Genomic DNA, 24,613 nt, shown 5'->3' with positions numbered 1-24,613 from the left:
AAAAGTTGACCTAAAATTTACATACTTTTAACAACTGGAAGTGGAAATATAAAGTTAATTTTTAGTCAAACTAACAAAATCATTTATGAAAAAATTATTTAAAAGCACGTTGTATCTGCTGTTTTTGCTGCCAATGAGCTTTTTTGCCCAACAAACCGTAACAGGTACTGTAACGGAAACTTCTAACGGAATACCTATTCCGGGAGTTAACATTATCGTAAAGGGTACCTCAAATGGAACAGTTACCGATTTTGATGGTAATTATACCTTAACTAACGTTAGTAACGAAAACGTTTTAGTGTTTTCTTTTCTTGGATTTACGGCAAAAGAAGTTCCTTTTACTGGACAAAAAACAATTAACATAACGCTAGACGAAAGTCAGAACGCTTTAGATGAAGTTGTTCTTGTAGGTTATGGTTCTGTAAGAAGAAAAGATGCTACCGGCGCCGTTAGCCAAGTATCTACAGAAGATTTTAACAAGGGTCAAATTAGTACCGCGGGAGAATTAATTACGGGTAAGATAGCCGGGGTTAATGTAACTTCTGGTGGTGGTGCTCCTGGTGAAGGTCAGAAGATCATTATTCGTGGGCAGGGATCTTTATCCTTAAACAGCTCTCCATTATTTGTTGTTGATGGAGTTCCATTAAGTAATGATAACGCAGGTGGATCTAGAAACGCACTAGATTTTATTAACCCTAGCGATATTGAAAGCATGACCGTTCTTAAAGATGCATCTTCTACTGCAATATATGGAGCAAGAGCTGCAAACGGAGTAATATTAATAACTACTAAAAGAGGAACAGGTCAAGAATTTAAATTCAACTATTCTGGAACTACCAGTATTTTCCGTCCTACAGATTATGTAGATGTAATGGATGCAGATCAATTTAGATCCTTAATCAATGAGAATGGAGCTCCATCTGATATTGAGAAACTAGGTTCTAGCAATACTAACTGGCAGGAACAAATTTATACAGAGGCTATTGGTTTTGATCATAGCTTAAGTACTACCGGAAATATTGGAGGTTTTATGCCAACCCGTGCAAGTATTGGGTATACAGATCAAGACGGTATTTTACGAGGTGACAACTTTTCTAGAACAACAGGTTCTGTAAGTTTACGTCCTTCATTTATGGATGGCCATATAAAAGTAGAAGTTAATGGCCGTGGAATGTATACAGAGAATACATTTGCAGATCGTGGAGCTATTGGAAGTTCTGTAGATTATGATCCTACTCAATCTATATACGATGCTAACTCTCCTTTTGGAGGTTACTTTACATGGTTAAATTCTGATGGTGTTCAAAATAGTTTAGCCCCTACTAACCCGGTTGCATTATTAAATTTAATAGATGATACTGCAGAAGTTAGAAGATTAATTGGAAATGCGAAGGTAGATTACAAATTGCATTTCTTCCCAGATCTTACAGCTACTGTAAATGTAGGTTATGACAAAACAAATAGCCATGGTAGAAAGATCGTTTCAGATCAATTGCCTTCTTCACAATTAGACTGGAATGGTTCTTATTCAAATTTTGTGAATAATTCTACCAATAAATTATTTGATGCGTATTTAACGTATTCAAAAGACATAAACGAGCACTCTATTTCTGCAGTTGCAGGATACTCTTACCAGAGTTTTGAAAATGATAACTATAGCTTTGATAGCGAAGCTCAGGAAGATGGTAACGATTTTGAATTTATAGATAAGTGGAGAAGCACATTATTGTCTTACTTCGGTAGAGCTAACTACAACTATGACGATAGATATTTACTAACTGCCACACTTAGAGCAGATGCATCTTCAAAATTAAATCCAGACGATCGTTGGGGATATTTTCCTTCTTTTGCAGTTGCATGGAATGTGGTAAATGAAGATTTCTTCAATTCTAATACAATTAATCAATTAAAATTAAGAGTTGGTTATGGAGAGATAGGAAACGTAAATGGTTTAGGGGATTATAATTTCTTAACTAAATACACAGGTAGTAGATCTAATGCAAACTATCAATTTGGATCTGGATATTTCCAAACCTACCGTCCAGAAGCTTATAATGAAGATCTTAGATGGGAAGTTGGTAAAACTCTGAATGCAGGTATAGATTACTCGCTATTTGAAAATAGAATTTCCGGTTCTGTAAACGCTTATTACAAGAAGACAGAAGATCTAATTAGCTTTGTAACTATAGATCCTTTCACTAACTTCTCTAATGGTATCGACAAGAATATTGGAGATATGGAGAACAAAGGTTTAGAATTTGAACTTAATGTAGTGCCTGTAAGAACAGACGATTTTACTTGGAGCATTGGATATAACATTGCTTACAATGAAAATGAAATTACAAATCTGCCAGATCAGGTAGAAAAAGGTGGAATTAGTGGTGGTACCGGAAACAACGTTCAATTACATAAAGAAGGTTTTGCACCATTTAGTTACTGGGTTTATAAACAAGTTTACAATGAAGCTGGCAACCCAATTGAAGGCGCTTATGTAGATAGAAATGGCGATAATCAAATTAATGATGATGACAAGTATTTATATAAAGACCCTAACGCAGATATTACAATGGGATTAAACACCAATCTTAATTTTAAGAATTGGGATCTATCTATCGTTTCTAGAGCAAACCTTGGTAATTATGCATACAACAACATGGCCTCTAGTAGAGCTCATTTAAATAGAGCAACTGCTAATAACATTTTAACTAACCTGCATACAGATTATTATAATGCAGGATTTCAAAACATTACAGAAACCAATTTACAGAGTGACTATTATGTACAAGAGGCATCTTTCTTTAAGTTAGACAACATAACTTTAGGACATACTTTTGATAACATTATGGAAGCATCTAATCTTAGAATTTACGGAACTGTACAAAATGTTTTGACAATTACAGATTACGAAGGTCTTGATCCAGAAATAGATGGAGGAATAGATAATAACTTCTACCCTAGACCTAGAACTTTTACTGTTGGTGTAAATCTGAACTTCTAATAATAGAATTATGAAAATGAATTATATAAAAAAATTAATATTAGTCATTCCGGCACTTATTATAGTATCATGCCATGACGATCTAGATCAGACACCTATCGATCCGGATAGTTTTACCGAGGCTGATGTATTTGTAAATGCAGATGAAGCTAAGGGTGCTTTAGCAAAATTATATGCTAGTTTAGCACTTACAGGTCAGGAAGGTCCTGCTGGGCAGCCTGATATTTCTGGAATAGATGAAGGTACATCTCAATATTCTAGAATGTTGTTTAGTTTAAACGAGCTTACTACAGATAATGCAGTGGTAGGATGGGGTGACCCGGGTCTTCCAAATCTTCATGCCATGAGCTGGGGAGCTAATAATGACTTTACTACAGCAATGTACTATCGTCTAGCACAAGAAGTTTCTTTTTGCAACTCCTTTATTTCAAACGCAGAATCTTTAAGTGATAATGATGAAGTTAAAGCTTACATAGCAGAAGCTAGATTTTTAAGAGCATTTGCTTACTACAACCTAGTAGACCTTTATGCAAATGTGCCGCTAGTAGACAAAGTTTCTACAGACTTACCATCACAATCTTCTCGTACAGAAGTTTTCAATTACGTAGAGTCTGAACTTCTTGAAGTTCAAGATCTTTTAAAAGAAAGTGGTGCTAATGAATATGGCCGTGTAGACAAAGTTGCTGCATGGGCACTTTTATCTAAGCTGTATCTTAATGCTGATGTGTATGTAGGTGAAGATAGAAATACCGATGCTGTTACTTATGCTTCAAAAGCGATAAATTCTTCTTATAGCATTAATACTACAGATGCAAACGGAAATGGATCTGCTTATGATGAATTATTCTTAGCAGATAACAATTCTAACGGAGCTCAGAAAGAATTTATCTTCGCTCTTAATTTCGATGGAAATCAATCTAGAACTTATGGAGGAACAACATTTCTTGTGCACGCTTCTATAGGTGGTAGTATGGATGCTTCTAATTCTGGAGTTAATGGTGGCTGGGAAGGTCTTAGAACTACCAAAGCACTAGTTAATAAATTTGACTATGCTGTAACTGCCAAAGATGCAGATGGAAATCCAACAGAATGGTCTGATGGTAGAGCTTTGTTCTACACAGAAGGTCAAAATCTAGAGATCAATAAGATCGCTAATACATTTACAGATGGTTATGCTGTTACTAAATTTACCAATATCAAATCTAATGGTGAACAGGGTAATGATGCAAGTGGAGAATTTGTAGATACAGATCTTCCTGTAATACGTGTAGCAGAGATGTACCTTACTTATGCAGAAGCTGTATTAAGAGGTGGTGCCGGAGGTGATCTTCAAACAGCTACAAGTTATATTAATGAGTTAAGAGAAAGAGCTATTGGTGACGATTCTGGAAATATCAACAGCAGCGATCTTACCTTAGATTTCATTATAGATGAAAGAGCAAGAGAACTTTATTGGGAAGGTCAGAGAAGATCAGATCTTATCCGCTTTAACGATTATACATCAGGAAACTATTTATGGCCTTTTAAAGGGGGTGCTAAATCCGGAACTGCAGTAGAATCTTTTAGAGATCTTTTCCCATTACCAAGTAACATTATCTTAATAAATACTAATCTAAAGCAAAATCCAGGCTACTAATAAATAATAAAGAAAATGAAAAAAATAACTAACTTATTCATAGCTTTCATCGCGATCATTAGCTTAAATGCGTGTTCTGAGGATGATGATTTCACGTTCACCGCTAAACCAGATCCGGAAGGAATATCATTTACAAATTCTACTTCAGAAGTTTATACTCTTAGAGCTGCAAATGGAGATAACCTAGCAGAAAGATTTGTATGGAATGAAGTTGATTTTGATGTACAAACTCCTATTAACTATGAACTTCAGGGATCTGCTTCAGAATCTTTTGACAGCTATACCGTTTTAGGTGATGTTTCTACTACCAACGTTTCTGTAACTGTTGCCTCAATGTTAGAGCTTGCTGCAGAAGCAGGATTAGACAACGATGTAGAAACAGATCTTCCAAATACTGGTAACCTTTATTTTAAAGTTAGAGCTTATGCAGGAAGCGATGCAGGAAACGTAGTTGAGCAAACTTCAGAAGTTTTAACTCTAACTGTTCTTTTACCTGAAGGGGATACAGAAGGTCCATCTTATAAAGAATTTTATTTAGTTGGAGATGCAACTGCTGCAGGATGGCAAAACAATAATAACAATACACCATTGTTTAGAGACTTTGCAAATGAAAATGTATACTACTATACCGGTAGATTTAAAGGTGGAGCAGATGTTGAAGGTTTCAAATTACTTGAAACTAAAGGTGAATGGCAACCACAATGGGGTCTTGACGCTGGTACTTTTACTAGCAGCGAAACCTTAGGTGGAGATCCATCTGCATTTGGTGTAGCTACAGATCAGTATTACTCTTTAATGGTTAACAGAGAAGATTTTACGTATTCTTTTGAAGCTTATGATGCTAGTGCAGCTCCTACTTATGATGTAATAGGAATTGTTGGAGCGGGAACTTCTGTTGGATGGCCTGGTGATGATAACCCAACTCCAGACATCAAAATGACAAATTCTGATTTTGACAAGCATATCTGGCAAGCTAATGATGTAGTTCTTACAGATGGTCCATTAAAATTCAGAGCTAATTTAGCCTGGGATGTAAACTGGGGAGGTGGAGAAAGTTTCCCAAGTGGAATCGCAAATGGTGATGACATTATGGTGAAAGCTGGAACTTATACAGTTTGGTTTAATGACCTTACCGGACGTTACACTTTCATTCCAGTTGTAGATACAGAATAGATCTTACAATAATATAATCCTAAAGCTGTCTAAAGATTAAGGCTTAACCTATTTCTAATTATTAGAAGTTAAGTTAAATCTTAAAAGTCTTCAGACAGCTTTTTTGTTTTTAAAAACTAAACTTATGATGAAAAGAAAATTAATTTATGGTACTGTATTTACTGCACTACTATCTTTAAGTGCCTGTTCTAGTGATGATGCAGATACTCCTGATACCGATGGTGGCAATGGTGGAGAAAATCCTCCCGTTACCTCACAACCTCAAGCATTAGATCTAAATGCTTATAAAAACGGACAAGGTGTAATGATGCAAACCTTTTATTGGGATGTGGAACCTCGTGGAGATTGGTGGAACGTTATAAATGACCATATTGAAGATTGGGCAGATGCAGGAGTAAATAGATTATGGCTTCCTGTAGCAACCAAAGGACAATCCGGAGGGTATTCTATGGGATATGATCCTTCAGATTATTTTGATTTTGGAGAATTTAACCAACAAGGTACCGTAGAAACTCGCTTTGGAAGCAGAGCAGAATTAGAAAGTCTTATAAGCAATGCTCATGATCACAATTTGGAAGTTATTGCAGATATTGTACTAAATCATAACTCTGGTGGTGGAGAAGAATTTAATCCATACAGAAATAAGAACACTTACACACTTTTTGATGAAACTCATGGAAATGCTTCAGGAATGTTCAATAGAAGTTATAAAGACTACCATCCTAATGATATTCACGAGCGCGATTCTGGAGATCTTTTCTATGCAGAACAGGATGTATGTCATGATCAGGAACGTGTACAGGAGTGGTTCTGGAAAAAAGACAACTCTGTAGCTAAATATTATAAAAATGTAATGGGCTTTGATGGATGGAGATTTGATTATGTAAAAGGATTTGAACCTTGGGTAGTAAAGGCCTGGTTAAATGAAGTAGGTGGTTTTGCAGTAGGAGAAAATTATGATGGTAACGGCGCCGTATTAGAAAAATGGGTAGAAGCTTCTGGAGCTTCCGCTTTTGATTTTGCTTGCTTCTATAAAATGGAAGAAGCTTTTGACAGAAATAAAGATCTTACCTTTTTAGGAAAAGATATGCTTCGCAAAACCTATCCTGAAAAAGCAGTAACCTTTGTTGCAAATCATGATACAGAAAAAGATGACAATGTAGATAACAGAATAGATGAAAGTAATAAAATGAAAGCTTATGCTTATATTTTAACGCATGATGGTTATCCTACAATATTCTATTCCGACTATGAAAATGCAATTTTTCAAGATGAATTAAAGAATTTAATATTAATTCATAATTCTCTTGCCACCGGTGAAGTTGAAGTTCTTTTTAATGATAATGATGAATATATTATGAGAAGAAAAGGAACAGCTACCAACCCCGGGATTATCTTATACATTAACACCAACAGTAATGTTAAAAGACGCGAGATCAATTCAAATTGGGCAGGGAAAAAAATAATGGATTATGCTAAGCAAACAAGCTATTCTACTACAGTTGCAGAAGATGGAACTGTAACATTAGAAGCTCCAGCAAACTCTTATAGCATCTATTCTATAATGGAATAAATTTTAAAATATTTAATAAATAAAAAGGCTGAATGTTATCATTCGGCCTTTTTATTTTATCCCGATCTTATTTAAAACTAAATGTATAAGAGATCTTATTAGAATAGGTTTCTCCAGGTTGTAATACAGCGGAAGGAAAATGAGAGTGATTTGGAGCATCTGGAAAGTTTTGCGCCTCCAAACAAATAGATGGAAACTCTTGTGCAATACTTGTATTGTACTTCCAATTTGTTGGTAAATCTTTAGGAATAAATACCACCACGGCTGGTTGATTGGTCTTAAAGACCATTTCTAAGTTAGCATCTGGAGCATAGACCTTGGCTTTTATTCTGCCTTCTTTCAAAATAAAAGTATCATCTACAAATGTGTTCCCAATTCTTTTAGAACTTGAAAAATTCTTTAGTTCAGAATTTAGTGATCTCAAATTTCCTGTGGGTCTCAATCTTTCATCTACTTCTAAAATTTGATCTGCGTTAATATAAAGTTCATGATCTCTTATACTCCCCTCCCCGCTCAAATTAAAATAAGTATGATTCGTTAGATTAACTATTGTCCTTTTATCGGTACTTGCTGTGTACACAATTTCCAGCTTATTTTCTTCTGTAAGTGTATATTGAACCTGCACATTTAAATTTCCTGGATATCCTTCCTCTCCGTCTTCAGAATTGCAATATAAAATTATAGAAGGATTTTTACCTGTAGTTTCAGAATGCTTCTGCCAGATCTTATGCTGAAGGCCTCGCTCTCCACCATGAAGATGTACTCCATTATTTTCATAAAGTTGATAGTCTTTATTGTCCAATTTAAATTTCCCTTGAGATATTCTTCCGGCATATCTTCCAATTGAAGCTCCAAAACCCATATTTTTCTGAAGATATTCTTCTGTTATATAATCTTCTTTATTTTTGGGTCCAACCACAACATTAATAAAATTACCTTTTGGATCTTTTAATTTTAAGCTGAATACTGCAGCGCCTAAATTCAAAATTTCTAAAATTGTTCCAGCTTCATTTTCAAGTCTAAAAATCTTAATATCTTTTGAGGTCATATTTCTTTACGTGCAATTTAAATATCTAAGATCTCAAAGGTCGTAATTAATTTATTTCTGATTACTCTATTCTATTTATAGAATTCTTAATTCTTCAAAAAATAGAGCAGAATTTTATGGCAGTTAGAAAAATTTAAAATTTGTGATTAGGCAGATTAAGTGATCTTTTTTTCATTCCAATAGATCAGATTTTAATATTTGCGCACCTAAAACTATATATAAATAAAACTCTCAGGTCAGACAAAATTCAGAAATAATATGAATACCTTAAACAAAAGGATATTTAATGAATAATAATACATACCCCCTAATTTTAACTACTAAAAATTAATATATATACATTTTTAATCAGTAGCCCCTCAAAATAAGGGGGTGTATTGATATTATTTATATTTTAGCCAATGTGTTAGTAGTTATAATTTTATTCTGATTTGAAACAATTTCAAAATAGATTTCCATGAAAAAAATAGAAGCAATCATTAGAAAGTCAAGATTTTCTGCTGTTAAAAAAGCCTTGCATCAAAAAGGAATTAACTTTTTCTCTTACTGGGATGTTACCGGTGTTGGAAATGAGAAAATAGGGAGTGTTTATCGCGGGGTATCTTATAGCACAAGTGACATTCAGAGAAGATATCTATCCATAGTGGTTGAAGATAAATTTGAAGATGATACTATTAATGCAATTATTTCTGCAGGCAAAACTGGTGAAGTTGGAGATGGAAAAATTTTTGTATCCCAGATCATGGAAGCTTATAGAATAAGAACCGGCGAGAAAGGCACGGATACTCTTTATTAATATACACTACGAAGTTCAAAATTCTATGGAGACAGCTATATTTACTGCGAACAATGTTTGGATGATGATCTGCACCGGGTTGGTATTTTTTATGCATCTGGGGTTTTCATTTTTAGAGATAGGACTTACCAGACAAAAAAATACAATTAATATACTTTTCAAGAATCTATTTATTATTTGCGCCGGACTCCTAATGTATTATATAGGAGGTTTTAATTTAATGTATCCGGGCTTTGGTGAAAATTCTACAGGTATTATAAAATTTGCAGGATTTGGACTTACTATTCCAGAAAACGGATTATCTATAACTTATGCTAATGGTGGTTATACGTATTATACAGATTTTCTTTTTCAAGGGATGTTTGCTGCAACCGCTGCCACAATAGTATCTGGGGCAGTTGCAGAACGTATAAAGATTGGAGGTTTTATGATATTTACTATTATTTATGTAGGTCTAATATACCCAATTGTTGGTTCTTGGAAATGGGGAGGTGGATTTTTGGATACGCTTGGTTTTTATGATTTTGCCGGCTCTACCCTAGTTCATTCTGTTGGAGGTTGGGCAGCCTTGGTAGCCGTCTATTTATTGGGACCAAGAATTGGAAAATTTGACGAAAATAAAAATCCTAAACCTATTCCGGGTCATAATTTGCCCTTAGCAGCTGCAGGGGTGCTCATACTTTGGTTGGGATGGTTTGGATTTAACGGAGGCTCTGTACTATCGGCTGAACCTGGAGCAACCTCCTTGGTTTTAGTAACTACATCTTTAGCCGCAGCAGCCGGTGGAATATCTTGCTTTCTTTTTTCTACCCTTCGATACAAGAATTATGATATTACGATGTTCTTGAACGGAATACTAGGAGGATTGGTAGGAATTACTGCAGGAGCAGACCAAATGTCTCCTAATGATGCTGTTATAATAGGAATACTCGCAGGGATCATTATTGTGTTTGGAGTTTCTCTGGTAGATAGATTAAAGCTAGATGATCCTGTAGGTGCAATTGCTGTTCATTTAATATGCGGTATCTGGGGGACATTAGCCGTAGGAATTTTCGGTAAAATGGCGGGCATAGCACAATTTATAATACAGATGGAAGGAATAGCCATCATCGCGATCTTTTGCCTCTCCACATCATATTTTATTCTTTACATTATTAAGAGAACTAGTGGCTTGCGAGTTTCGGAGAAAGAAGAAATGGAAGGTCTAGATCAACATGAGCATGGAATGAATGCTTATCCAGATTTTAGATCTAATGAGCATTAGCACTATTTGTAAGGCAAATTATATGCGTAAAACATTATAATGTCTATTTTTGTATCTATGGGTTTAACAAACAATGATATTTTCAAGAAACTTCGTGTGGCGCTAAAATTGCGTGATGACGATATAGTAGCTATTTGTGGTCTTGTAGACTTTAAAGTTACCAAAAGTGAATTAGGCGCGATCTTTAGAAATGAGGATCATCCAAAATATGTAGAGTGTGGAGATCAATTTCTTAGAAATTTTTTAAATGGATTGGTCATTCATATGCGTGGACCAATGCCTAAGAAAAAGCCGGCAGAAGAAAAATAACGTAAACATTTTATACAATTTAAGCATCCTTTCTAATAAGATAGGATGCTTTTTTAATTTACCCCTCTAATTAAAAATTAAATTCTTACCTAGAATACCTTTTCAAATGATCATTATCCGCATAAATATTAATTCTTCAATATAAAATAAGGTTCAATTTTTGGAAAATTCCGCTTAAAAACAGATCAGAATTTTAATTAAATACAGCTTTAACATAATATTAACGCTGGTAAATTTTGAGTAATTTAGATGAAAAAATCAAAATAAAATTTTTTCGAAATTATCAACAACAATAAGCTTTTTGTAAAGATTCAATAATTCTAATGATCAAATTATTTAACATTATATTTTAATTTGTTCAAGAGCTAATAGTATCGATAATTGACATATGATAGACTTAGTAGTTGATTAATTCAATAAGATTTTTTAGTTTTAATCTAACCAAACAGATCAATCAATTTAATAATTCTTAGCCCTACATCAGTTTTACAACTGTTGATTATTAAGCATTTGCGAATATTAATTTAATAATATAGCTTATGGTTAAAGAATTACCTACTCTCAGATTTCGTTATGCGTTTTTCTTAATTTTTGTATTTATTGTATTTGGTGATTTAGACAACACTAGTGCACAAAGTAAGAATTTAGCTACATCTATTCATTATCAAGATAATGTGGATAATGCAAACAATGCGCTATTAGATAACGATAGTTTTGCTACTCTCAATTCCAATTCCGGGATTATTTTGAATGCGGGAAGAGAATCGGGAATATTGGAATTACAATATCCAACATTTTTAGATCCTAATACCGTATCATTTGTTCAAATTGATTTTGACCAAGATCTATTTAATTTCTTACTTCAAGGAACTTTAGGCTCTAGACTTGCAGATATTGTAGATAATGTGCTCTTTGGCGACCATTATTTAGAAGTAAATGCTAGTAACAATAGCAACCAAGTTTTTTCTGCCAGTAGCCAATTTGGCGACATCTCAGATAGATTTCGAGTGGTTACAGATGCAAATTCAAATACCTATGTTGCAATTGTTCCTTTAAGCAACTACAATAGGATTGAAATAAGAGATGAAACCTCAGCCGCTTTAGGTCTTAATACTAAGAATTCCTCCAAAGTATATAAGGCTTTTTATGGTGGAGATACCCCAACAGAATGTTACTCTCCTTCTTACACCTCTAGTGATGCCACCGGAATATCTGTAGAGGTGTTGGATTTAGGTGGTGCTGGTGTTAGTAATCCACAGTTTGCTATAGATAACAACATCAATACCTTCTCTGAAATTAGCAATGGAACTTTAGGAGTTGCCGCGAGCGTATCTCAATTATTCTATTTACAGAGCAGCTCTGCTTCTACAGATAAAGTTTCTCTTGCTTTTAAGATGGATGGTGCACTGGTAGACCTGAAATTATTTGACAATATTGACGTGCTTTTATATCAAAATAATTCTCAGGTATATTCTGTAGGCTTATCCTCTTTATTAAACTTGGAATTACTTACAGAACTAAAATCTGAAAAGATCATTCGTGTAAACATAGCTCCAAATTTGGCATTCGATAAAATTGAAATAAAGCTATTAAATTTATTGAATGTAAGCTTAGAGCAATCCTTTGATGTTCATGAAGTGACCATTTTAACCTCACAATGTGAAGCAGATCAAGATCCGGATAATGATGGTTTAACAAATTCAGAAGAAGCAGATCTTGGCACCGATCCTAACGATCCTGATACTGATGATGATGGAATTAACGATGGCGATGAAGTAGCTAATAATACCGACCCGCTGAATTCTTGTGATCCTGATAGTACCAGACCAGAATGTGATCCTGACGATGACGGACTTACTAATCAGCAAGAAGCAGATCTAGGAACAGATCCTAATGATCCTGATACTGATGGCGATGGAATTAACGACGGAGATGAAGTAGCTAATAATACCGATCCACTGAATTCTTGTGATCCTGATAGTACCAGACCAGAATGTGATCCAGACAATGATGGACTTTCAAATCAGCAAGAAGCAGATCTAGGTACCGATCCTAATGATCCTGATACTGATGACGATGGAATAAACGACGGAGATGAGGTGGATAACGATACCGATCCGCTGAACTCTTGTGATCCTGATAATACAAGACCAGAATGTGATCCTGACGATGACGGACTTTCAAATCAGCAAGAAGCAGATCTAGGAACAGATCCTAATGATCCTGATACTGATGACGATGGAATAAACGATGGAGATGAAGTAGCTAATAATACCGATCCACTGAATTCTTGTGATCCTGATAGTACCAGACCAGAATGTGATCCTGACAATGATGGACTTTCAAATCAGCAAGAAGCAGATCTAGGAACAGATCCAAATGATCCTGATACTGATGACGATGGAATTAACGATGGAGATGAAGTAGCTAATAATACCGATCCGCTCAATTCTTGTGACCCTGATAGTACCAGACCAGAATGTGATCCTGACGATGACGGACTTTCAAATCAGCAAGAAGCAGATCTAGGTACCGATCCTAATGATCCTGATACTGATGACGATGGAATTAACGATGGAGATGAGGTGGATAACAATACCGATCCTTTAGACCCTTGTGATCCAAATTCTTCCGGAGCTGAATGTGATCCAGACAATGATGGAATTTCAAATCAGCAAGAAGCAGATCTAGGAACAGATCCTAATGATCCTGATACTGATGACGATGGAATAAACGACGGAGATGAAGTAGCTAATAATACCGACCCGCTGAATTCTTGTGATCCTGATAGTACAAGACCAGAATGTGATCCTGACGATGACGGACTTACCAATCAGCAAGAAGCAGATCTAGGTACCGATCCTAATGATCCTGATACTGATAATGATGGAATTAATGACGGAGATGAAGTAGCTAATAATACCGATCCACTCAACTCTTGTGATCCTGATAGCACCAGACCAGAATGTGATCCTGACGATGACGGACTTTCAAATCAGCAAGAAGCAGATCTGGGAACAGATCCTAATGATCCTGATACTGATGACGATGGAATAAATGACGGAGATGAAGTAGCTAATAATACCGATCCGCTCAATTCTTGTGATCCTGATAGTACCAGACCAGAATGTGATCCGGACGATGACGCACTTTCAAATCAGCAAGAAGCAGATCTAGGAACAGATCCTAATGATCCTGATACTGATGATGATGGAATTAACGACGGAGATGAGGTGGATAACAATACCGATCCTTTAGACCCTTGTGATCCAAATTCTTCCGGAGCTGAATGTCAAGTGGATACCGATGGAGATGGATTAACAGATACCCGAGAAGATGTTATAGGAACAGATCCCAATGATCCTGATACTGATGATGATGGAATTAACGACGGAGATGAAGTAGCTAATAATACCGATCCGCTCAATTCTTGTGATCCTGATAGTACCAGACCAGAATGTGATCCAGACAATGATGGACTTTCAAATCAGCAAGAAGCAGATCTAGGCACCGATCCTAACGATCCTGATACTGATGACGATGGAATAAACGATGGAGATGAAGTAGCTAATAATACCGATCCTTTAGATCCTTGTGACCCAAATTCTTCCGGAGCTGAATGTCAAGTGGATACCGATGGAGATGGTCTTAATGATTCCGAGGAAGATGTTATAGGAACAGATCCCAATGATCCAGATACTGATGATGATGGAATAAACGATGGAGATGAAGTAGCTAATAATACCGATCCACTCAATTCTTGTGATCCTGATAGTACCAGACCAGAATGTGATCCTGACGATGACGGACTTTCAAATCAGCAAGAAGCAGATCTGGGAACAGATCCTAATGATCCTGATACTGATGACGATGGAATAAACGATGGAGATGAGGTGGATAATAATACCGATCCGCTAGACCCATGCGATCCAAATTCTTCCGGAGCTGAATGTCAAGTGGATACCGATGGAGATGGTCTTAATGATACTGATGAAGATACTCTGGGAACAGACCCAAATGATCCTGATACCGATGATGATGGAATTAACGACGGAGATGAAGTAGCTAATAATACCGATCCGCTCAACTCATGTGATCCTGATAGTACCAGACCAGAATGTGATCCAGATGAGGATGGTCTTTCTAATGCGGAAGAAGATACATTAGGTACAGATCCGAACGATCCCGACACTGATAATGATGGAATTGGTGATGGCGAAGAATTTATGAACGGAAGCAATCCTTTAGACCCTTGTGATCCAAATTCTACAGGAGAGCAATGCAATATAGATACAGATGGGGATGGCCTTGATGATACAGATGAAGATACTCTGGGAACAGATCCTGAAGATGCAGATACTGATGGGGATGGAATTAACGATGGAGATGAAGTAGCTAATAATACCGATCCGCTAGACCCATGCGATCCAAACGCTGAAGGAGATAGTTGTACAGAAAGATCTTCTGTAGCTATAACAATTAGCGTTAACACCACCACTCCTACCATTGGAACTATAGTAGAATTTACAATTACAGTTCAAAATGATGGAAATGATGTTGCTAAGGATCTCATTGTAAAAGAAATTTTAGAAAATGGACTCGAATTAATAAGTGCTAGTTCAACAAAAGGAATTTTTAATCTTGCTTTAAAAGAATGGCGAATTTCAGAATTAGCAGCTAATTCTAAAGCAGAACTAATTATAAAAGCGAAAGTTCTTGATATAGGTATATATGTCAATCAAGTAATGATCGAGCAAGTTTCTCCTAGGGATGATTCCCCAGAGAACAATGTTAGTGCGATAGAATTATTCCCGAATTGTTTAACAGTTTACAATCAATTTTCACCAAATAATGATGGAATGAATGAGTCATTCAAAATTAACTGCATCGAGAATTATCCAAATAATCTCTTACAAATATTTAATAGAGACGGAAATCTTATTTATAAAAGGCGCGGTTATAGAAATGAATGGAGAGGTGAAGCAAATGGAAACCTTAGCATAGGATCTGAAAATTCAGCTCCAAATGGAACCTACTTCTATGTTCTAGATCTAGGGAATGGTTCTCCAGAAGTTAAAGGTTGGATTCAAATAATAAGATAATTATGAAACATATATATATAAAAGCGCTGCTAATAAGCTGCCTATCTACGATGCCATTTATAGCAGCCCAAGCACAGATAGAAGCAAAATTTTCAAACTATTTCTACAACCTTCAAAATGTGAACCCTGCTTCGATTAGTTCATTAGAAAATACCACTATTACTGGGATCATTAGATCTCAGTGGCAGGGTATAGAAGGAGCTCCGGAAACACAATTACTATCTATTGGAATACCTATTAATAATAATAAGATGGGAGTAGGCTTTAATATTCTTCACGATGAAATTGGGCCTAGCTCCTATAGTTCTGTAGATGGGCTGTATTCATATTCTATTAGACTTTCTGAAAAAAGTAATCTAGATTTTGGAATTAACTTAGGTATTACCCTATTAGATGTTGACTTTACTAAGGGAAATTTTGAGAATGAAGGAGATCTTGCTCGAAACAATATAGATAATAAAACCTATTTTAGAACAGGAGCAGGAATTATGTATCATACCTATAGATGGTACGCAGGACTTTCTGTACCCAACTTCTTTAAACAGGATTTTTATGATGAAGAAATAAGCAATGTAATTGCGAACAAACTTCAGTACAACTTCCAAACAGGATATTTACTTAACCTTAATCAGAATTTTGATTTTGTTCCAAGTATACTCGCTACCGTGGTAAATGGAAATCCTATCACTCTAACTGTTACCGGAAATCTTATGTATAATCAGAAATTCAATTTCGGTATTGGATATCGATATGATGAAGCTTTAAATGCAACTATAGGTTTTCAATTCCTTTCCAACTTTCAGGTGGGATATGCTTATGATCTAAGCTTGCAAGAATTTGGTAAATATAATGATGGCTCTCATGAGCTTATTCTAAAGTATAGGTTTGGATCAAAAAGTTCCAGACCAGGTGTATTAAACATTTTTTAGCCCCCCGATTCTTTTGCCCTATCCAAAAGAAAAAAGTCCCAAGAGAGATCTTGGGACTTTATAAATTCTATAATGTTGCGAAAAAGTTTAAGCTAAAACCGCCTGAACTTTATCTGCAGCTTCTTGGAATTCTGTAGCACTTTGTACATCCAATCCGCTGTTGTCTATTAATTCTTTTGCAATATCTGCATTGGTTCCCTGTAAACGAACAATAATAGGCACATTAATGTTCCCCATATTCTTGTAAGCGTCTACTACACCTTGAGCAACACGATCACAACGTACAATACCACCAAAGATATTGATAAGAATTGCTTTTACGTTTTCATCTTTTAAGATCAAACGGAAAGCTTCTTCCACTCTTTTTGCATCTGCAGTACCACCAACATCTAAAAAGTTAGCTGGCTCACCACCTGCTTGCTTAATAAGATCCATAGTAGCCATTGCAAGTCCTGCCCCATTTACCATACATCCAACGTTCCCATCTAGATCTACGTAGTTAAGTCCAACTTTTTTAGCTTCAACTTCTACAGGATTTTCCTCACGAATATCACGCATCTCAGCATAATCCTTATGACGGAAAAGTGCATTATCATCTAAAGATACCTTTGCATCTACTGCAAGGATCTTATCATCACTTGTTTTTAGAACCGGGTTGATCTCAAACAAAGAAGAATCAGACTTTTCATATGCAGTGTAAAGTGCTATTACGAATTTTGTCATTTCTTTAAATGCAGCACCACTCAATCCCAAGTTAAAAGCAATTCTTCTAGCTTGGAAAGGCATTAAACCTACGGCAGGATCAATTTCTTCTGTAAAGATCAATTCTGGAGTATTTTCTGCAACGGTCTCTATATCCATTCCACCTTCTGTAGAATACATCACCATATTTTTTCCTGTTCCTCTGTTTAAAAGAACAGACATATAATATTCTTCCGGCTCACTATCTCCAGGATAGTAAACATCTTCTGCAACTAATACCTGATGTACTTTTTTACCTTCAGCAGAAGTTTGAGGAGTTACCAAGTTCATCCCGATAATTTGTCCTGCAATTTCTTCAACCTCTTTAAGGTTCTTAGCAAGTTTTACCCCACCACCTTTTCCACGTCCACCTGCGTGAACCTGAGCTTTGATTACATGCCAACCAGTACCGGTTTGCTCTGTAAGTTCTTTGGCAGCATCAACTGCTTCTTTTGCATTATGAGCAACAATACCACGCTGTATGCGCACGCCAAAGCTGCTTAAAATTTCTTTTCCTTGATACTCGTGTATGTTCATAATCTGCTTTTTCTTCAGTATTAATTATGGAACGCAAAAGTAACAAATGTAAAAGTATTGTACCAATCTTTTTTGGGTTATAACATACTTCTCCTGAAAACTTTGTAAAAGCACCGATTCTGCGGCTATTATTGACTTCAAAATCACTAAATCGATATCGCTTTTTCCCATTAAAATCTTACGTTAGATTATTAATCTACATTATTTTTGCCCCTTAATTTTTTTGAGATGAATAAAGCGTTAATAGCACTGGCAATAGGAGGATTTGGAATAGGGATGACCGAGTTTGTGATCATGGGAATCTTACCTGATGTTGCAAGTGCATTAAATATTACAATCCCTCAAGCCGGTCATTTCATATCTGCCTACGCCTTAGGTGTAGTGGTAGGAGCCCCCCTACTTACAGCCATTGGAGGAAAATGGCCTGCACACAAGGTCTTATTACTGCTCATGTTATGGTTCACTGTTTTTAATACCTTATCTGCTTTTGCAAATAGCTATGAACTACTAATGATCTCTAGATTTTTGTCTGGGCTTCCACATGGTGCCTTTTTTGGAATTGGCGCTGTGGTAGCAGGAAAATTAGCTAAACCCGGAAAATCTGCCAAAGCAATAGCCACCATGTTCACCGGTCTAACCTTAGCAAATGTACTAGGCGTGCCTTTAGGTACTTATCTAGGGCACCATTACAGCTGGAGCATCTCATTTCTAATGGTAGGTGTAATAGGAATCTTAGCCATGTTAAGCATTAGATTTTGGATGCCCAAACTCGATAAATCTTCTCCAGACGGATTTAAAAAAGATATGAAAGTGCTTAAGAAGTTGGAACTTTGGATGGTAATCTTACTCACCACCGTTGGTACAGGAGGATTTTTTGCGTGGTATAGTTACATCGCTCCTTTAATTACCGATGTTGCCGGGCATGATGAGAGTGTAGTGAGTTATGCAATGATCTTAGCGGGAACAGGAATGGTAGTAGGAAATCTAATTGGCGCGAAATTAGCAGAGAAGTTTAGCCCTATTTACGCTGTAATTCTCACCCTTATAGTAATGGTAATATTATTGGTCGCGAATACATATTTAGCACATGATCCTTTTATTATCCTAATTATGACGTTTCTTATTGGTATGGTAGCTTTCTGTATCTCCACTCCTATTCAGATGGCAGTTATCAATTCTTCTAAAGGTTCTGAAATGTTAGGTTCTTCCTTAAACCAGAGTGCTTTTAATATGGGGAATGCTTCGGGAGCTTATCTTGCCGGATTGCCAATTGCCGCGGGGTATGGCTTTACATCTGCAACTTTGGTAGGTGCAGCAATGGCGGGAACGGGAGTGCTAATAGCGCTGGGAGTTATTTTTATACGAAAAAGAAAACCTTCGCTAGCTGTAGAAGTTTAATCGCAATTAGATCTATTTATACATCCTCCAATAAATATAACAGATATCTTTAATGTGTAATATTTGGATATTACTTATATATAATTAAAATTGTGGGTTAATTTTGCAACGTAAAATTCTACTTTAAATGACAAATCAAGACTTACTTGCTATAGCAGATGAATTTGGTACACCGGTTTACGTATATGACGCCGAAAAGATAAGATTTCAATACAACAGATTAAAAAATGCTTTTAGTAACGTTGATGATCTTCAAATTAATTATGCAGTAAAAGCGTTATCTAATCTCTCCATCTTAAAACTGATAAATTCCTTAGGCGGCGGCTTAGATACTGTATCTATTCAGGAAGTAAGACTTTCGCTAAAGGCTGGTGCAGATGCTTCTAGCATTATATACACTCCAAATGGAGTTTCTTTAGAAGAAATTGAACAGGTAGCACAAATGGGTGTTCAAATAAATATAGACAACCTGTCTATATTAGAACAGTTTGGAACTAAGCATCCAAAAGTTCCGGTTTGCATTAGAATAAATCCGCATGTTATGGCTGGTGGAAACTCTAATATCTCGGTAGGTCATATAGATTCTAAATTTGGAATTTCCATTCACCAAATGCCTCATTTACTAAGAATTGTAGAAAATACAGGGATGAATATTAATGGTATTCATATGCATACCGGAAGTGATATTCTAGATATTGGTGTTTTTATCTATGCTTCAGAAATTCTTTTTGAAGCAGCCAAGAATTTTAAAGATCTTGATTTTATAGATTTTGGAAGCGGCTTTAAAGTGCCTTATAAGCCAGGAGATATAGAAACAGATATTGAAGAATTAGGTGAAAAGCTTACCCAAAGATTCGAAACCTTCTGTAAAGAATATGGCAAACAACTAAGGTTGGTGTTTGAACCTGGAAAATTTCTGGTAAGTGAATCTGGGAAATTCTTAGCACGTGTAAACGTTATTAAACAAACTACCTCTACCATCTTTACAGGAATAGATACCGGTTTTAATCATTTAATTAGACCTATGTTCTACGGGTCTCATCATGAAATTCATAATATTTCTAATCCGGAGGGTAAAGAGCGTTTTTACACAGTAGTGGGTTACATATGTGAGACCGATACTTTTGCAAACAACCGAAGAATTTCCGAAATTAAAGAAGAAGATATCTTGGCTTTTAGTAATGCCGGAGCCTATTGCTACTCTATGGCGAGTAATTTTAACTCACGCTATAGACCTGCAGAAGTGCTTTGGAATGATGGAAAAGCGCATTTAATTAGAAAACGAGAAACTTTTGATGATCTTATTCAACATCAGATCATGGTAGATATTTCTTAGCATTGGTAAATTAAGACCTTACTTTTAGACCTTTGGTATCATCCAAAAGTCTTATTATGTCGTATATGATCTTATAAGAACTCCTTCAGAGAAATTAGCATTAAAAAATCACATCATTTAATCGCTCACTTTCAGCATGATGCAAAATAATTGCTTTTTAATTGAAGGTTTTTATAAAATCATTATATATATTAGTAAAAGTGTCCTCAATATGAAACCCTACTAATGACTTATCTTAAGGAAGAATTACATGCACTAATTCAAAAGGATATCAGAATATTTGACTTTATTCAAGAATCCGGATTAGATGGAATCATATTTCGTGATCTTATAAATGAAGATCATGAATGGCAGGATATGAAGTTTTGGAATAGCCTTGGTTATTTAAAGAAAGAGGTTTCAAAATTAAAAAGCTCTAAGGAGTTATACAAAAGCTCTAGGCTCTTAAGAATAGATTCTAAAGCAGAGTATTCAGAAAACCTAACCACTATTAATTTTGATCTTCAGGAGTTTGATGAGTTTAAAGAGTATCATCATAAATCTGGGAAGGTTCTTACATTTAAAGCTGCGCAATATCTAGTTTATAATGAGAAAAATGAACCTATACGCCAATTGATAGGCTTAAAGAACATTACCTCCAATGACGATCTTGCCAAAAAAATAAAACATTACGAACAAATAATTGAAGGTACCGGAATTGGAGCCTGGGAATGGAACCTACAAACTCACGAAGTAATTTTTAATGAGCAATGGGCTAAAATTCTAGGATACTCTTTAGAAGAACTTCAACCCATTACTCCAGACATTTGGAATAGATTCTGTCATCCAGACGATACAGAAAGATGTGCTAAATTGTTAGATGACCACATTTCAGGAAAAAACGATGTCTACGAGAGCGAAGCTAGAATGAGACATAAAAATGGCTCGTGGATCTGGGTGCTGGATAAGGGTAAAGTTGTAAGTTATACTCCAGATGGAAAAGCTGAGTGGATGACAGGTTTTCATGAAGAGATTACTCAGCGAAAAAAAGAATTCGAACGAAATAAATTATTTATAGATAAGGCTCCAAGTGAGATCGCCATGTTTGATAATAACATGAGATATCTTGCGGCTTCACAGCGTTGGAAGATTGGTTACGGCATAGATGAGATCGAAATTATCGGAAGATGTCATTACGATATATTTCCTAACATCAGTGATGAATGGAAAGCTATACATAAGGAATGTTTAGGCGGGAAGACCTTAAAAAAAGAGGAAGATTCTTATATAGGCCTTGATGGTGAGTTGCATTGGTTAAGCTGGGAAGTAAGCCCTTGGTACAATCACAATAATGAGATTGGCGGAATTTTAATGCACACTTCAGACATTACACCAATTAAAGCAGCAGAGCAAGCCATAAAAGAAAAACAAGCTTTATTGGAAGCTGTTCTCAATAATATTGAAGTTGGAATTGTTTGTTGCGATACACAAGGCAAACTTACCCTTTTCAACAAAGCCACTCACGAGTGGCATGGTTTACCCGCAGAACCTATAAATCCAAGCGAATTTCCGGAGTATTATAATCTATTTGAAGCAGATGGGGAAACCCCGCTTGCTACAGAGAACATCCCGCTCATAAAATCTTTAAGAACAGGCTCTGTTAAAAATCAAGAAATTATAATTCAAAAAGTAGACGGAACCTATAAGATCGTGAGCGTAAATGGCTCGCATTTAAAAGATATTGATGGAAATGTTCTTGGTGCTGTAGTTGCCATGCATGATATTACTACAAAAAAAATAGCCGAAGATCGACTAAGAATTAGTGAGCAGACATTTAGAGGTAACTTTGAAAATGCAGCTATTGGAATGGCAATAGTAGACATTACAGGACAATGGGTGGAAGTGAATAAAAGTCTATGCTCCATATTTGGATATACTGAAGAAGAACTTCTAGAATCTACTCTGGAAGATCTCACGCATCCGGATGATCTGGAAATAGATCTCCAACGTCTGGAAGAACTAATTAGAGGGATTAGAAATTTCTATCATATAGAAAAACGTTACATTCATAAGAATGGAGAAACTATTCACGGAATACTTTCTGTCTCCATAGTTTTAGATGAAACAGGGGCTCCGCTACATTTTGTTTCGCAGATAACAGATATTACCCTTAGGAAAAAGACACAACAGAAGCTACAAAATACGCTGGCTTATTTAGAAAGTATCTTTCAGGCTAGTTCTAGAGTGAGTATTATTGCTACAGATACCAACGGTATAATAACTTCCTTTAATAAAGGAGCAGAGAATTTACTGGGATATTCTAGAGAGGAAATGGAAAATAAATGTTCCCCTCAAAAAATTCATCTAAAAAAAGAGATCAAAAAAAGAGGTAGAGAACTTGAAAAACTTCTTGGAATAGATGTAAGAGATATCAAACCGCTTACAGCTTTGGCAGATAAAGGTCAATTTGATACCAGAGAATGGACCTATGTTAGAAAGAACGGCACTCAATTTCCTGTACTTTTAACCGTAACTCCTATAAAAGATGAGAAAGAGATTATTGGATATTTAGGAATTGGGACAGAGATCACGCAGCTTAAAAATGCAGAGAAAGAAATTATTTCATTATTAGAAGTTACAAAAGATCAAAATGAGCGCTTAAAGAACTTTGCACATATTGTTTCTCATAACCTAAGATCTCATTCCGGAAATTTTGAAATGCTATTAGATCTTTACGTTCAGGAGAATCCGGAGGCTAAAGAGAATGAAATGATCCAATATCTGAACGTAGCTTCAGAAAACCTTAAAGAAACCATTGCTCACCTTAATGAAGTTGTTCTCATCAACACTTCTATGAAAGACAATCTTGTAAAGATAGACCTAAAGGAATGTATAGATAAATCTTCAAAAAACATTGGCGCCATTGCTAGAGATATTGATGTGAAGATCATTAATGAGGTAGATGCTACCATAAGAGTTTTAGGAATACCTGCTTATATGGATAGTATCTTGCTAAATTTCCTTACCAATGGAGTTAAATATAGCTCTCGAGAAAGAGATAGTTATATAAAACTAAGTACATATATAGAAGATGAATTTGTTGTTTTGAGTATAGAAGATAATGGTATTGGGATCGACCTAAAAAAGAATGAGTCAAAATTATTTGGGATGTATAAAACCTTCCATAAAAATAAGGATGCCAGAGGGATAGGTCTTTTTATCACTAAGAATCAGGTTGAAGCTTTAGGCGGTAAGATAGAAACAGAAAGCACCGTTGATAAAGGAACCACTTTCAAAATATATTTTAAGTATGAAAAAAATTGATATTGCCTGCATTATAGACGATGATCCTATTTTTGTTTTTAGCGCCAAAAAGATCATGCAAATTGCAGATTTCTGCAATGGATTTCTTGTTTTTCATAACGGTCATGAAGCCATTAGTAACCTAAAAGCTATTATCTCCAATAAGGAACAGAATATGCCAGATGTTATCTTATTAGATCTTAATATGCCTGTAATGGATGGTTGGGAGTTTTTAGATGAATTTGTAAAGATCCCTTCTAATAAGGAGATCACCATTTATATAGTAACCTCATCCGTAGATCCTTACGATGTTATAAAAGCTAAAGCTTATGATCATGTAAGCAATTACATTGTAAAGCCTATCTCTATGGAAAGTTTAAAAGAATTGATGATTAGCGAAAGTCAGCAAAAAGTGAATTAGTTTTTCTTAATAATATAAAATTTATTTTTTAGCGCTGTGCTAATATTAAATTTTAAGGATCTCAAGTAAA

At 35.6% G+C, this 24,613-nt stretch carries 15 protein-coding genes; 13 read left to right on the top strand and 2 right to left on the bottom strand.

Annotated features, from left to right (window positions below; all coding sequences use genetic code 11):
• Positions 1–85 precede the first annotated feature (85 nt).
• From P163_RS04110 to P163_RS04095, 4 genes are all read left to right on the top strand, one after another.
• Positions 86–2,998 (top strand): SusC/RagA family TonB-linked outer membrane protein, encoded by a 2,913-nt coding sequence (locus tag P163_RS04110; protein ID WP_034887969.1) that lies wholly within the window; start codon positions 86–88, stop codon positions 2,996–2,998.
• Between the two features lie 10 nt (positions 2,999–3,008).
• The gene (locus tag P163_RS04105) at positions 3,009–4,634 is read left to right on the top strand and encodes a RagB/SusD family nutrient uptake outer membrane protein (protein ID WP_034887967.1); all 1,626 of its coding nucleotides are present in this window, start codon (positions 3,009–3,011) and stop codon (positions 4,632–4,634) included.
• A gap of 15 nt (positions 4,635–4,649) precedes the next feature.
• Complete coding sequence (locus tag P163_RS04100) at positions 4,650–5,807, top strand: SusF/SusE family outer membrane protein (protein ID WP_034887965.1); 1,158 nt, start codon at positions 4,650–4,652, stop codon at positions 5,805–5,807.
• Between the two features lie 127 nt (positions 5,808–5,934).
• Complete coding sequence (locus tag P163_RS04095; RefSeq protein WP_034887963.1) at positions 5,935–7,380, top strand: alpha-amylase; 1,446 nt, start codon at positions 5,935–5,937, stop codon at positions 7,378–7,380.
• A 67-nt stretch (positions 7,381–7,447) separates the two neighbouring features.
• Here P163_RS04095 and P163_RS04090 read toward each other — a convergent pair whose 3' ends face one another.
• Positions 7,448–8,428 carry an aldose epimerase family protein gene (locus P163_RS04090; RefSeq protein WP_034887961.1) on the bottom strand — a complete coding sequence of 327 codons (981 nt, stop codon included), beginning with the start codon at positions 8,426–8,428 and terminating at the stop codon, positions 7,448–7,450.
• 457 nt (positions 8,429–8,885) lie between these two features.
• Here P163_RS04090 and P163_RS04085 point away from each other — a divergent pair, with 457 nt between their 5' ends.
• From P163_RS04085 to P163_RS04065, 5 genes are all read left to right on the top strand, one after another.
• Entirely contained in the window at positions 8,886–9,224 is a 339-nt protein-coding gene (locus P163_RS04085) for a P-II family nitrogen regulator (protein WP_034887959.1), read from the top strand.
• Between the two features lie 25 nt (positions 9,225–9,249).
• A complete protein-coding gene (locus P163_RS04080) occupies positions 9,250–10,488 on the top strand; it encodes an ammonium transporter (protein ID WP_034887957.1) in 1,239 nt (412 codons plus the stop codon).
• A 57-nt stretch (positions 10,489–10,545) separates the two neighbouring features.
• A complete protein-coding gene (locus P163_RS04075) occupies positions 10,546–10,797 on the top strand; it encodes a DUF1456 family protein (RefSeq protein ID WP_034888314.1) in 252 nt (83 codons plus the stop codon).
• 539 nt (positions 10,798–11,336) lie between these two features.
• Entirely contained in the window at positions 11,337–15,899 is a 4,563-nt protein-coding gene (locus P163_RS17740; protein WP_051931111.1) for a gliding motility-associated C-terminal domain-containing protein, read from the top strand.
• Between the two features lie 2 nt (positions 15,900–15,901).
• Positions 15,902–16,828, top strand: a complete 927-nt coding sequence (locus P163_RS04065) for a type IX secretion system membrane protein PorP/SprF (protein ID WP_034887955.1) — start codon at positions 15,902–15,904, stop codon at positions 16,826–16,828.
• Positions 16,829–16,915: 87 nt separating this feature from the next.
• On the opposite strand, the gene sucC is transcribed toward P163_RS04065, so the two are convergent.
• Positions 16,916–18,106, bottom strand: coding sequence for an ADP-forming succinate--CoA ligase subunit beta (sucC, locus tag P163_RS04060; protein WP_034887954.1), 1,191 nt, complete (start codon positions 18,104–18,106; stop codon positions 16,916–16,918).
• Positions 18,107–18,334: 228 nt separating this feature from the next.
• Here sucC and P163_RS04055 point away from each other — a divergent pair, with 228 nt between their 5' ends.
• The 4 genes from P163_RS04055 (at position 18,335) to P163_RS04040 (ending at position 24,543) form a co-directional block, all read left to right on the top strand.
• Positions 18,335–19,504: an MFS transporter gene (locus P163_RS04055; RefSeq protein WP_034887952.1), complete on the top strand. Its 1,170-nt coding sequence runs from the start codon at positions 18,335–18,337 to the stop codon at positions 19,502–19,504.
• Positions 19,505–19,631: 127 nt separating this feature from the next.
• On the top strand, positions 19,632–20,840 hold the full coding sequence (lysA, locus tag P163_RS04050; RefSeq protein WP_034887950.1) for a diaminopimelate decarboxylase: 1,209 nt from the start codon (positions 19,632–19,634) through the stop codon (positions 20,838–20,840).
• A gap of 225 nt (positions 20,841–21,065) precedes the next feature.
• Positions 21,066–24,143 carry a PAS domain S-box protein gene (locus P163_RS17735; RefSeq protein ID WP_051931107.1) on the top strand — a complete coding sequence of 1,026 codons (3,078 nt, stop codon included), beginning with the start codon at positions 21,066–21,068 and terminating at the stop codon, positions 24,141–24,143.
• Positions 24,130–24,543, top strand: a complete 414-nt coding sequence (locus tag P163_RS04040; RefSeq protein ID WP_034887949.1) for a response regulator — start codon at positions 24,130–24,132, stop codon at positions 24,541–24,543. Before P163_RS17735 ends, P163_RS04040 begins: the two co-directional genes overlap by 14 nt.
• Positions 24,544–24,613 lie beyond the last annotated feature (70 nt).

The organism is Gillisia sp. Hel_I_29, from assembly GCF_000744275.1.
Taxonomy (GTDB): domain Bacteria; phylum Bacteroidota; class Bacteroidia; order Flavobacteriales; family Flavobacteriaceae; genus Gillisia.
Note: the sequence above shows the minus strand (reverse complement) of the source record. Positions and strands in the feature narration are given on the sequence as shown.